This is a genomic window from Rugamonas apoptosis, assembly GCF_014042355.1.
Taxonomy (GTDB): domain Bacteria; phylum Pseudomonadota; class Gammaproteobacteria; order Burkholderiales; family Burkholderiaceae_D; genus Rugamonas; species Rugamonas apoptosis.
Map to the genome: position 1 here is coordinate 284449 of NZ_JACEZU010000003.1, position 12680 is coordinate 297128.

The following is a 12680-nucleotide window of genomic DNA, read 5'->3' on the forward strand; positions in this document are numbered from 1 at the left end:
GTTGCGCTCCTTCAAGCGCCTTCATAAATTGGGGCGCCAGCCAGGCGGGTGAAGGTCTCCCGCTCTTCGGTTCGCGGGCCTAGGCTGACGCTTTGAACTAGTTATTCAGCATGCGATGCGGGGCTTGCTCCTGCATCTAGTCGAGCGGTGCTTATACTTCACCCGCTTTTTTCAGCGTGTCGAAGGCAAGCGCCGGTATCCGTTTTCCTTGCGCTGTGGCTGAAATTGTCCGCAGCGCTAGGATCATTTCTCCGTATGAATTGACAGCATTGACAAGGTATTCAGCGGTCCTGACGCCGTTGGCACACAAAGGGCTATTGTGTGCGTCTGCGACTGATATTCCTGTGACGATTCCAAACAGTTCACCAATGATTTCGCCGCGCGCGTCCACGAGCAAATGCGCATTGCTACCGTCGGTCATGCCGAATCGTATTGGAAGAGCCGGCGGTGCATTATTTGTCGATTTTTTCATGTGTTGGCCACCACGTGCAATACTGCTGGCGCTGGTTGAAATTCGATGCCGGCCTGTTCTAGCATCCATGCCTCAATCTGATCATGGAACTTTCGGAGTAGGTCCAGCGGCCGGCGCCGGTAGTGCTTTTCAGCCAGAGCGCTGGGTTTGTGGCCCATGATCTGCGCGGACACGCCGCTCGGTACCTCGACCCACTCGCACAGTGTACCGAACGACCGACGCAGGCCATGTAGCGACACGTGCGGCAGGCCGGCCGCGATCAGTGCATCGGTGTGGGCTATGCGCGGCTCGGTAATGTGGCCGCTTTCCGACGTGGTGCTCCCGAAGACCCAAGGGGAGGGCGCCCATTCGCGACCGGTTTTCTCCAGCGTGCGCAGCCGGCGGACCTTGGGTGGCGTGTCGTTGATGCCCTTCAGTTCCAGCAGCAGGCTGGCCAGGTATGGAGTCAGCGGGATGATGCGCGTACCCTCAACCTTGTCCCGGATTTTCATACTACGCCACTGGAAATCCACATCTTCCCAGCGAAGCGCGGCTAGTTCTTCCCGGCGCGCGCCGGTCAACAGTAGGCCTTGCAGGTAGTTGCGAATGGTCGGATTGGCTATCTTGTGCATGGCGTCAAACCAGTCCTTCAACTGCTCGCGCTGCAGGCAGTCGCCATCTTTGGCCCGGCTCTTTGGCACCACGTCGCGCACGCGACTGGCGCTGTATGACTGGGCGGGGAATAATCCGCGATACGCCGACTGGTCGTCCGCCCAGCGGATGAACGCGCGCAAGATGCGATAGCTTTGCGCCGCGTTGGTGGGACGGGCCGCCGCCTCGCGCTCAAGCCACTCGGCAATCTTGGTGGCCGTGAGCTCTGATAGCAGCAGTTTCATCAGCGGCGCAAGCGGGCCGGCGACCGTCTCTCCCTTGCCGCGTTTCTTCGCCTGGCCACCTTCGGCCGCCAAGTTAATGTGATTCTGGTAGTGGCGTTCGCCCCAGCGTGCGCGCCGCGCCTCAAGGTATAGGGGCCAGACGTCGCCAAGCTTAAGATCCTGGCGCTTTGCTTCTGCGCGCGCTGCCTCTGCCTCGGCGGCTTGGTCAACGCGCAACTGGCGCGGGTCAATGCCTTGGTCGGTTAGCGCCTTGTAACGGGTGGCTTCTGCTTGAGCTTTTGCCACTGTCCATGTCAGGTGATTGCCGATGGTGATGCGGATGGTCTTGCCATTTAACCGCGACTCGAAGATGTAGGATCGAACGCCCCCGGCTGTCACGCGCAGCCCCAAGCCGGGCGCCTTGGCGTCCCAGAATATGGATTGCTGCTTGCCGGCTTCGCACTGGAAGCTTGCCACGCGGTCCGCCGTGAAGTTGAGCTTTGCCACTGTCTGCCTCTCCCGTGTAGGCACCGTGTAGGCACCATGTAGGCAAATTTTAGCAAATTAAGGGTAACCATGGGAAAACGTCGAGGCGGAAAAGAGGGCGTAAAACGTGATTTCTCCTATGAGAGCGCGCGTTTTTGGCATCAAAGGGAAACTATCGAAAATCGTTTTTGGTCAGCCTTCTAAGCTGAGGGTCGCAGGTTCGATTCCTGCTGGGCAGGCCAATAAAATCAAACACCTACCATCGTCGGCTCGTGCCGATTTTTCTACCGGGTTATGCCTGGCTTGCACCAGGTTTGACGCACGCATTGCACCGCGCATGGACCAGCGCCGGCAGGGGGCTGGCATGAAGACGGGGGCGCGCGCGCTGGGCCAGGACGATCTCGTTTGCCCGTCCTTGTACGTCAGCTCCAGCAAGCCCGCTGGGCAGGGGGCTGATGCACGCTGTGAGGGGCGTGCCCCTGTGTTGTTAAAGCCGGGGTTTGACGGGCCTGCCGACGGCCCGATCCACCATTGTGACAATGTGTGAGTATTTCAGTTTTCGTGAAATGTTATTGTGTCCACTCAATTGTTGAAAAGCACGACACGGAGTGGCGATGATTCCGCCGCACTGCGCCATGTGACCAAGATGGGCCTCACCCCGCCTCCGGATGTTCAGCGCGGTGAATATCGGATTGTTCCCTAAGCTGCGAGAGGAATGGCCATGCCGCAACAAGTGATCGTGCTCGACGGTGAACTGACCATCCAGTACGCCGGCAGCGTCAAGCCGCTGCTGGCCCAGGCCTTCAGTAGCGCCGCCCCGGCAGCGCCGGTGCTCGACCTGTCCGGCGTCACCGACATGGATGGCGCCGGCCTGCAGTTGCTGCTCGCTTTTGCCCAGGCCGTCGCGCGCGCTGGCGGCCAGCTGACGCTGCAGGGCGTACCGGCGGTGGTGGCGGCCGTGCTGGAGCGCTACCGGGTGGCGGACCAGTTTGCGGGAGTGGCGCCATGAGTGGCCTGGATGCCCGTTTCGACGACGCTTTGCTGCTATTCTATAGCGAGGCACGCGACCTGCTGCAGCAAATCGAGGACGCGCTGCTCTGGCTCGAGGAGAGCCCGGGTGACAGCGAGGCCATCAATGCGCTGTTCCGCGCGGCCCACACCATCAAGGGGACGGCCGGGGTGTTCAACATCGGACCGGTGGTCAGCTTTACCCATCAGGTCGAGAGTGTGCTTGAGCGCGTGCGCCAGGGCCAGGTGCCGTTCGATGCCACGCTCGGCGCGCTGATGCTCACCTGTTGCGACCAGATCGCGGCCCTGCTGGCCGATGCCGAGCAGGGGGGCAGCGCGGCGCCGCCGGCCGAGGACCTGCTGGCCCGGCTGGCCGCTTACCTGGAGCAGCAACCGCCGGCGCCGCCGGCCGCCGACCCCAGGATAGGCACTTGGCACTTGTCGCTGCGCTTTCGCGACGACACCTTCCGCAACGGCTTCGATCCGCTCAGCGTGATCGACTACCTGGCCACCCTGGGCCGCGTCACCATCCTCGCCACCATCGTCGAACGGCTGCCAGCCTGGGACGCGTTCGACCCCGAAAGCTGCTTTCTGGGCTTTGAGCTGCGCCTTGAGACCGAGGCGATGCGCGCCGACATCGAGGCCGCGTTTGAATTCCTGACCGACGACTGCGTCGTGCATATCCTCGCCCCGACCCGGCGCGCGGCCGACTTTATCGCCCTGATCGAAGAACTGGACCATGAGCAGCGGCTCGGTGAGATCCTGGTCGGTTGCGGCGCGCTCAGCGCGGAAGCATTGGCCGCCGCGCTGGCCCGGCAGCAACAAACTACGCACCCCGCGCCCATGCTCGGCGAGATCCTGGTGGACCAGAACCACGTGGCCCCGGAAGTGCTCGACGCCGCCCTCAAGCGCCAGGCCCGCGCGCCCGTCCCGCAAGGCAGGCCGGACGCCGGCCTGTTCGTCCGGGTCGCCGCCGACAAGCTCGACGACCTGATCAACCTGGTTGGCGAACTGGTCATCTGCGGCGCCAGCGCGACGCTCCAGGCCCAGGGTTCGCGCAACCCGGACCTGATCGGCACCACCGCTCACCTGGGCCGCCTGGTCGATGAGATCCGCAATGGCGCGCTGGCCCTGCGCATGGTCAGGATAGGCGAAACCTTCGTGCGCTACCGGCGCGTGGTGCATGACATTTCGACCGAACTGGGCAAGGAAGTGCGGCTGGAAATCGACGGCGCCGACACCGAGTTGGACAAGTCGGTGGTCGAACGCATCGGCGATCCCCTGATGCACCTGGTGCGCAATGCCCTGGACCATGGCATCGAGCCGGCGGCGCAACGCGAGGCCAGGGGCAAGAGCGCGGTCGGCACCATCACCCTGGCGGCGCGCCACGACTCGGGCAGCATCGTCATCGAGGTCGGCGACGATGGCCGCGGCCTGGACGGCGAAGTGCTGCTGGCCAAGGCGCGCGAACGGGGCCAGGTGGCGCCGGGCCAGGTGTTGAGCGAGGCGGAAAAACTGGAGCTGATCTTCGCGCCCGGCTTTTCGACGGCGGCCGAAGTGACCAATTTGTCCGGACGCGGAGTCGGCATGGATGTGGTGCGCCAGAACATCGAGGCGCTGCGCGGCTCGATCAAGCTGAGCAGTGTGGTCGGACTCGGCACCCGGGTCGAGATCCGCTTGCCGCTGACGCTGGCCATCATCGATGGTTTCCTGGTCAAGGTCGGCGACGGCGCCTTTGTCATCCCCCTGCAGGCGGTGACCGAGTGCCTCGACGCGAACGGTACCCGCTTGCAGGGCATGGCGGGCGCGGCCGGCTACATCGACTTGCGCGGCGATGTGCTGGCGGTGCTCGACCTGCGCGCCGTGTTCGACGTGCCGGGCCCGGCGCCGTCACGCCGGCGTATTGTCGTGGTGCGGACCGGCGGCGGCGCGATGGCCGGTCTGATGGTCGATGAACTGCTGGGCGAATACCAGACCGTGATCAAGCCGCTCGGCAAGCTGTTCCGGCAGCTGCGCGGCATCAGCGGTTCGACCGTGCTCGGATCGGGTGATGTCGCCCTGATCCTCGACGTGGGGGTGTTGGTCAAGATGACGGCGGGACAGGCACGGGATGGATGGCGTCCGCAGATCGCGGGCATGGGAACAGGCGCAACTTCACAGGAGATGAGCAATGGGTAATCGGCTCGGCATGGCGCAACAAACAGGTTTGGTGATCGCAGCGCTGGTGGCAATTGGCCTGCTGTTGCCGTCGATGGCACAGGCGGGGCTGGCATCGCCCCTGCCCCAGTTGTTGTTCGTGGCGGCCGGTGCGCTGCTCGGCTACTGGTTGTGCGCGGCGGGCCAGGCGCGCGCGCTGGCGTACGCGGGTCAGGCCCGGGCGCTGGCGCGGGGCGAGTTCGACGCTGCCGCGGGCGGCGACGACGCGCTGGGCAGTGCGCTGGGCGAGCTGGGTAAGCAGTTACGCCAGTTCCACGCGGCCCACACCGAGATGGCCAACAAGCACACGGAAGGCTGGATCGACGAGGGCATCGACGCCAGCCGTTTTGGCGGCAGCCTGGCCGAACTGGCGACCGGCATCAACCAGCTGGTGCGCGCGCACATCGCCGTCAAGATGCAGATCGTCGAGCTGGTGACGGCCTACGCGGGCGGCGACTTCTCGCGCGCCATTGATCGCCTGCCGGGCAAGAAGGCCGCCATCACCACCGCCATCGACCTGGTGCGTGAGCGCCTGCAACAGGCGGCCCAGGCGGCTGTCGCCAACGAGATCGTCAAGCAAGCCCTGAGCGCGACCTCGACCTCGGTGATGATCGCCGACGCCGATGGCACCATCACCTATATGAACCAGTCGGTCAAGACCCTGCTGCAGGAGGCCGAGAGCGACATCCGCAAGGACTTGCCGCAGTTCAAGGCCGACGACATCATCGGCGGCAGCTTTGACCGCTTCCACAAGAACGTGGCGCACCAGCGCAACCTGCTCGGCGCGCTGCGCAACACCTACCGTGCCGACATCCAGGTCGGCGGGCGCGCTTTCGGGCTGGTCGCCACGCCCATGTTCGGCGGCGCCGGCGAGCGCCTGGGCACCGTGGTCGAGTGGAAGGACCGCATGGCCGAACTGCAAGCCGAACAGGTGGCGCGCGCCAACGCCCGCCTGAAGCAAGCGCTGGACCGCTGCTCGACCTCGGTGATGATCGCCGATGTCGACGGCCAGATCATTTACCTCAACGAGTCGGTGAGCAAGATGATGGCGGCGGCCGAGGCCGACCTGCGCAAGGACTTGCCGCACTTCCGCGCCCATGACATCCTGGGCAAGAACTTCGACAGCTTCCACAAAAACCCGTCGCACCAGCGCAACCTGCTCGGTAGCCTGAACTCGACCTATCGCACCCAGATCAAGGTGGGCGGCCGCACCATGTCGCTGTTGGCCAGCCCCGTGTCGGACGAACAAGGCGCGCGCCTGGGCACGGTGGTGGAGTGGAATGACCGCACCGCCGAGGTGGCGATCGAGGCCGAGATCGCGGACATCGTGTCCGGCGCCAGCGAGGGCGACTTCACGCGCCGCATCGACCCGAGCGGCAAGACCGATTTCTTCGGCACCCTGGCCGGCGGCATGAACCGCCTGCTCGACACCAGCGAGACCGGCTTGAACGAAGTGGTGCGCATGCTCAAGGCGCTGTCCACGGGCGACCTGACCCAGCGTATCACCAACGAGTACCAGGGCACTTTCGGCGTGCTCAAGCAATACTCCAATTCGACCAGCGAACAGCTGGCCAACATCATCGGCGAGGTGCGCGGCGCCGCCAACGCGCTGACCTCGGCCTCGCAGCAGGTCAGTTCGACCGCGCAGAGCCTGTCGCAGGCGGCGTCCGAGCAAGCCAGCGGCGTCGAGCGCACCAGCGAGGCCCTCGAGCAGCTGTCCGGCTCGGTGGCCCAGAACGCGGAAAACGCCCGCGTCACCGACACCATGGCCGCCAAGTCGGCCACCGACGCGGGCCAGGGGGGCGACGCCGTCAACCGTACGGCCGAAGCGATGAAGCAGATCGCCGGCAAGATCGGCATCATCGACGACATCGCCGACCAGACCAACTTGCTGGCCCTGAACGCGGCCATCGAGGCGGCCCGCGCCGGCGCCTCCGGCAAGGGCTTCGCCGTGGTCGCGGCCGAGGTGCGCAAGCTGGCCGAACGCAGCCAGATCGCCTCCAAGGAAATCAGCGAACTGGCCAGCAGCAGCGTGAGTACGTCCGAACTGGCCGGCAAGCTGCTCGACATGATGATCCCCTCGATCCGCAAGACCTCCGACCTGGTGCAGGAAATCACGGCCGCGTCGGAAGAGCAGACCTCGGGCCTGGCCCAGATCAGTACGGCCATGGGGCAGTTGAACCAGGCCACCCAGCAGAACGCGGCCGCTTCCGAAGAACTGGCCGCGACGGCCGAGGAAATGTCGGGCCAGGCCGGCTCCTTGCAGGAATTGATGGCTTACTTCACCGTCGAGACCACAACGGACGAGCATGAAGGCGTGCCGCACAAGGTCGCCATCAAGCGGGCGCTGGGCGGTCCGCGCAAGGTGGTCGGGGCCGTGCCCGACGAGAGCTATTTCAAACGCTTCTGAGGAGGACGCATGCAAGCCGATCTGACGCATGGCGGGCGCGGTGCCGACGAGGAGGATGCCGAAAGCCACCAGTTCCTGACCTTTTCGCTGGCCCAGGATTGCTTTGCGCTGGGCATCGCCAACATCCGCGAGATCATCCGCAACGCCAGCCTGGCCAACGTGCCCCTGATGCCGCAGCACATCAGGGGCGTGCTGAACCTGCGCGGGGCGGTGGTGCCGGTGATCGACCTGGCCGTGCTGTTCGAGCGGGCCCCGATCGCGATCAACAAGCGCACCTCGATCATCGTCATCGAAATCGTCGATGCGGGTGAACCGATGGAGATCGGGATCATGGTCGAAGCGGTGGCCGCCGTGATCGATATCGCGCCCGAGCGGATCGAGGCGGCGCCCAGTTTCGGCACCCCGGTGCGGGCCGAATTCATCGATGGCATCGGCAAGCTCGATGATGGCTTCGTGATCATCCTGAACGCCCAGGCCACGTTTTCACTGAGCAGGATGGCGCCGGCCGAAGACACGGCCGGGGTGGCTTGATGCTATGGAGCTGCACGGCATTTCCGACTATGAGTTTGTGTCGATCCGGGACTGGTTGTTCAAACAGACCGGCATCAGCCTGACGCCAGCCAAGAAGACCCTGGTCTGCAGCCGCCTGCACAAGCGGCTGCGGGCGCTCAGCCTGTCTTCCTACGGCGATTATTTCTCGCTGCTCAGTTCCAACCGCGACCAGGATGAAGCGCAGACGGCGATCGATTTGTTGACTACCAATGAAACCTATTTCTTTCGCGAAGCCGAGCATTTCCAGCTGCTCGGTGAGCTGGCCCAGAAGGCGCGCCGCGACCAGCCGTTCCGGGTCTGGAGCGCGGCCTGTTCCAGCGGCGAAGAAGTGTATACGATCGCCATGACGCTGGCCGAACACGAGCGCAGAGGGGCCGGTCCGGCCTGGGAGGTGCGTGGCTCGGACGTGAGCGCCCGCGTGCTCGACATGGCGCGCTCGGCCCATTATCCGATGGACCGCGCCACCGACATCCCGCCCGCGCTGCTCAAACGCTACTGCCTGAGCGGAACCGGACCGTACCATGACACGCTGCTCGTCGAGCGCAGCCTGCGCGAGAAGATCGAATTTGCCCAGATCAACCTGATCGAGCCGCTGCCGGAGCTGGTGCCGTTCGATGCGATCTTCCTGCGCAATGTGCTGATCTACTTCGACCCGCCCGTCAAGCGCAAGGTGGTGGGCCAGCTGCTGTCGCGGCTGACCGGCGATGGCGTGCTGTTCGTCAGCATGGCCGAATCGCTGCACGGCCTGTTCGACAAACTGGTGAGCGTCGCCCCCGGCGCCTACCGCTTCGACCGACGCCGATGAAACACGATTATGTCCATGAATTGGCCGCGCGCGAGATCCTGCTCCATCCGGGCGATCTGGGCAGTGGCGAAGCGGGCCAGGTGTTCGGTACCGTGCTCGGTTCCTGCGTGGCCATCACGCTGTGGCACCCGCAGCGGCAGTTCGGCTGCATCTGCCACTTCCTGCTGCCGATGCAGCCCGCCTCGGGCGGCGACGGGCGCTATGCGCCGACCGCCTTCGCCATGATGCAGCGCGAGCTGGCGGCGCGCCAGGTGCCGCTGCGGCAGTGCGTCGCCAAAGTGTTCGGCGGCGGACGCATGTTTGACCAATCGCCGGTGCTCGACATTGGCGCGCGCAATGTCGCGGCGGCCCGCGCGCTGCTGGCGCAGGCCGGCCTCGTGCCGGCGGCCACGCATGTGGGCGGTGGTTACCGGCACCTGTATTTCGACGTGGACAGCGGCGATGTGTGGGTCAAGGGCGATGGCAACGGCGACGATGAGGGGGACAGCTTCCTGTGAGCGCACCGATCAAGGTCTTGATCGTCGACGACTCGGCCGTGGTGCGCCAGGTGCTGTCGGTCATGCTGGGCGCCGACCCGGCGCTGCAGGTGATCGGTGTCGCGCCCGACCCCATCGTCGCCTGGGACCGGATGGCCAACGACTGGCCGGACGTGATCGTGCTCGACATTGAAATGCCGCGCATGGATGGCCTGACCTTCCTGCGCAAGATCATGGCCGAGCGCCCGACCCGGGTGCTGATCTGCTCCACCCTGGCCGGGCAAGGCGCCGAAGTGACGATGCAAGCCCTGGCGGCCGGCGCCATCGGCTATGTGACCAAGCCCACGCTGGGCTTGAAGGACTTCCTGTCCGCCTCGGCCCAGGAGATGATCAAGACCATCAAACAGGCGGCCCGGGCCACGCCGCGCCGTATTGCGGCCGCCGCCGCGCAGGCCGTTGCCGCCTCGCCGGTGCCGCTCGCCGCGCGCTCCGACAAGGTGATCGCGATCGGCACCTCGACCGGCGGCACCCAGGCGCTCGAGGCCTTGCTCACAAGCCTGCCGCGCTCCACACCCGGGATCGTGATCGTCCAGCACATGCCGGAAAAATTTACCGCCATGTTCGCCCAGCGGTTGAACGGCCTGTGCGGTATGGAGGTCCGCGAAGCGCGCCACGGCGACCGGGTGCTGCTGGGACGGGTGCTGATCGCACCGGGCGGCAAGCACATGCGCCTGGCCAGCGACGGCGCCTACTACACGGTCGAGGTGCTCGACGGCCCGCCCGTCAACTGCCACAAGCCCTCGGTGGACGTGCTGTTCAAGTCCGTGGCCCAGGTGGCACGCGATGCGGCGCTGGGCATCATCCTGACCGGCATGGGCGATGACGGCGCGCGCGGCCTGCGCGACATGCACCGGATGGGCGCGCGTACCCTGGCCCAGGACGAAGCCACCTGCGTGGTGTATGGCATGCCCAAGGAGGCGGTCAAGCTGGGCGCGGTCGACCGCGAGTTGCCGCTCGAACAGATCGGCCCGGAACTGCTGCGCTATTGCGGGAACGCCTAGCGCCGGTTGGCTGGCCATACGGTATGTTGTTGGCGACAAACAAGTATTTCCTGTATTACTATAGTGCCCATGGACATCAATCTGGCACGTACTTTTCTGCAAGTGGCCGCCAACGGCAGTTTTATCGAGACGGCGCAGCGCATGCATTTGACCCAAACGGCCGTCAGCGCCCGCATCCGCACGCTGGAGGAGCAACTGGGTCAGCGCCTGTTCGTGCGCAACAAGGCCGGCGCCCGGCTGACCGCGGCGGGTGAGCAATTCATGAGCCACGCCCATGCGCTGGTGCAAGTGTGGGAGCGGGCCCGGCGCCAGATCGCTTTGCCGGCCGGCAGGGCAGTGGGGATCAGCGTGGGCACGGAACTGAGCTTGTGGCATCCCTTCCTGGCCGACTGGCTGGTCTGGATGAACCGCAACCATCCGGAAGTGTCGATCCGCTCCGAAGTGGCCATGGCCGGGCGCCTGCTGGACCGGGTGCAGGATGGTTCGCTCGACATCGCCGTGCTGTACAACCCGCGCCCCCGCGCCGGCCTCGTGTCGGAGCTGCTGCTGGAAGAAAAGCTGATCATGGTCACCACGGCAGCGGATGGCGCGGTTGATCCCGAGCGCTACATCTACGTTGACTGGGGGCCGCAGTTCTCCATCAACCATGAGGCGGCCCACCCGGAATTGAGCATGCCGCCCATGTCGATCTCGCTGGGGCCGTTGGCCATGACGTATATGCTGAGCGTGGGTGGGGCAGGGTATTTCCGTGCCAGTACGGCGCAGCAGTTCATCGCCGATGGCCGCCTGCGCCGGGTCCAGGACACGCCGGAGTTCTCCCACTCGGCCTATGTCGTGTACGCCACCCAGCGGGGCAGCGCCACGCTCGACCGGGTGCGCCAGGCAATGCGCACCGTGGCCGAGAGCACGGATCGCTCCAGTCTCCAGCACAGCATCGCCGCGCGCCCGGCGTCGCTCCCTTCCGGCGACACCCTGGACGACGCCTGAGCAGGGCCGCCCGCGCCAGGCGGGCCGGTGGCACCCGGCGCCGGCAATTTCAAACACATTTTTTTGCTATGAATTGCCAGAATTTTTCATTGGCCATGCCACAGCGCGGGATGCGACACTGGTTCCTCCTGTTCTGGCTGGTTCGTGATGCGGCCAGTGTGCTCACGTAAAGGTCTTGCTGTGTCCCTGGTTAGAAATTGCTTACGCCGATTTGCCCCCGCCGCCATCCATCTCAACAACAAGGAACGCCTGCGCAGCTGTCTCGGCGCGCTGATCGGCATCGCCCTGACGGCCGGCCTGACCCGGCTGGCCGTCGGTTCCAACAGCAGCCTGCCCTTGCTGCTGGCCCCCATGGGCGCCTCGGCCGTGCTGCTGTTCGCCGTGCCGGCCAGCCCGCTGTCCCAGCCCTGGTCCATCATTGGCGGCAATCTGGTATCGGCGCTGGTGGGCGTGGCGTGCGTGCGCGCGGTCGGCGATTCCATGGTCGCGGCCACGATGGCCGTGCCGCTCGCGATCGCGGCCATGTTTTACCTGCGCTGCGTGCATCCGCCATCGGGCGCCGTCGCGCTCACGGCGGTGCTGGGCGGGACCACCGTCCATGGCTTGGGCTATGGTTTCGTGCTGGCGCCGGTCGGCCTCAATACCGTGGCCTTGCTGGCCAGTGCCCTGGTGTATCACCGCCTGACTGGCCACCGCTATCCCCATCGGGCCGCCGCCAGCGCGGCGCCGGCGCGCCGCACCGGCTTCACGCGGGCCGACCTGGAGGAAGCCTTGGCGCAGCACGGCGAGATGCTCGACGTGGAGGCGGAGGACTTGCAGGCGCTGTTCAGCGAAGTGGAGATCCGCGCCTATCGCCGCCACATGGAAAACCTGTTCTGCGCCGACGTCATGTCGGCGGCGGTGCGCACGGTGCGGCCGGATATGACGGCCGACGCGGCCTGGAACCTGTTGCGCGAACACCAGATCAAGGCGCTGCCCGTCGTCGACGATGCGCAGCGCGTGATCGGCATCGTCACCCAGATGGACTTCGTGGTGCATGCCCACGCCCAAGTCCAGGCCAATGCCGGCGCCGAGTTGCCGGGCACGGTGCGGCTGCGGCCCCGCGTGCTGGTGCGCGATATCATGAGCGGCGAGGTCAAGACGGCCCGGCTGCTGCAACCGATTTCCGAACTGGTGCCCATGTTCGCCAGCTATGGACACCACCACCTGCCCGTGGTCGACACGGCCAACCGGCTGCGGGGCATGGTCACCCAGGCCAACCTGGTGGCCGGCCTGTATCAGAAATCGCTGGACCAGATAACCGCCCGCGCCGCTTAGTCAGAGTGAGTTTTCGCCGCCGGGCTGGTACAGTGTGGGATACCGCGCGGCGGTGT

General features: G+C 65.5%; 11 protein-coding genes. 9 read left to right on the top strand and 2 right to left on the bottom strand.

All coding sequences use genetic code 11. The features are described 5' to 3' along the window. Positions 1–151: 151 nt before the first annotated feature. Positions 152–472 (bottom strand): hypothetical protein, encoded by a 321-nt coding sequence (locus H3H39_RS07895; protein ID WP_182152817.1) that lies wholly within the window; start codon positions 470–472, stop codon positions 152–154. Further along, positions 469–1833, bottom strand: a complete 1365-nt coding sequence (locus H3H39_RS07900) for a tyrosine-type recombinase/integrase (protein ID WP_182152818.1) — start codon at positions 1831–1833, stop codon at positions 469–471. Before H3H39_RS07900 ends, H3H39_RS07895 begins: the two co-directional genes overlap by 4 nt. A 700-nt stretch (positions 1834–2533) precedes the next feature. Here H3H39_RS07900 and H3H39_RS07905 point away from each other — a divergent pair. The 9 genes from H3H39_RS07905 to H3H39_RS07945 all read left to right on the top strand — a co-directional run bounded on the left by H3H39_RS07905 (position 2534) and on the right by H3H39_RS07945 (position 12624). Beyond that, the gene (locus tag H3H39_RS07905; RefSeq protein ID WP_220461466.1) at positions 2534–2821 is read left to right on the top strand and encodes an STAS domain-containing protein; all 288 of its coding nucleotides are present in this window, start codon (positions 2534–2536) and stop codon (positions 2819–2821) included. Next, complete coding sequence (locus H3H39_RS07910) at positions 2818–4998, top strand: chemotaxis protein CheA (protein ID WP_182152820.1); 2181 nt, start codon at positions 2818–2820, stop codon at positions 4996–4998. Before H3H39_RS07905 ends, H3H39_RS07910 begins: the two co-directional genes overlap by 4 nt. Beyond that, positions 4991–7426, top strand: a complete 2436-nt coding sequence (locus H3H39_RS07915) for a methyl-accepting chemotaxis protein (protein WP_182152821.1) — start codon at positions 4991–4993, stop codon at positions 7424–7426. Before H3H39_RS07910 ends, H3H39_RS07915 begins: the two co-directional genes overlap by 8 nt. 9 nt (positions 7427–7435) lie before the next feature. After that, a complete protein-coding gene (locus tag H3H39_RS07920; protein ID WP_182152822.1) occupies positions 7436–7957 on the top strand; it encodes a chemotaxis protein CheW in 522 nt (173 codons plus the stop codon). Between the two features lie 4 nt (positions 7958–7961). Continuing rightward, complete coding sequence (locus H3H39_RS07925) at positions 7962–8783, top strand: CheR family methyltransferase (protein ID WP_182152823.1); 822 nt, start codon at positions 7962–7964, stop codon at positions 8781–8783. Then, positions 8780–9280: a chemotaxis protein CheD gene (locus H3H39_RS07930; protein ID WP_182152824.1), complete on the top strand. Its 501-nt coding sequence runs from the start codon at positions 8780–8782 to the stop codon at positions 9278–9280. The genes H3H39_RS07925 and H3H39_RS07930 overlap by 4 nt, the downstream gene beginning before the upstream one ends. Then, the gene (locus H3H39_RS07935) at positions 9277–10320 is read left to right on the top strand and encodes a protein-glutamate methylesterase/protein-glutamine glutaminase (protein WP_182152825.1); all 1044 of its coding nucleotides are present in this window, start codon (positions 9277–9279) and stop codon (positions 10318–10320) included. The genes H3H39_RS07930 and H3H39_RS07935 overlap by 4 nt, the downstream gene beginning before the upstream one ends. Before the next feature lie 69 nt (positions 10321–10389). Next, positions 10390–11307 (top strand): LysR family transcriptional regulator, encoded by a 918-nt coding sequence (locus H3H39_RS07940; protein ID WP_182152826.1) that lies wholly within the window; start codon positions 10390–10392, stop codon positions 11305–11307. 147 nt (positions 11308–11454) lie between these two features. Then, entirely contained in the window at positions 11455–12624 is a 1170-nt protein-coding gene (locus H3H39_RS07945; RefSeq protein ID WP_182153080.1) for an HPP family protein, read from the top strand. Positions 12625–12680 lie beyond the last annotated feature (56 nt).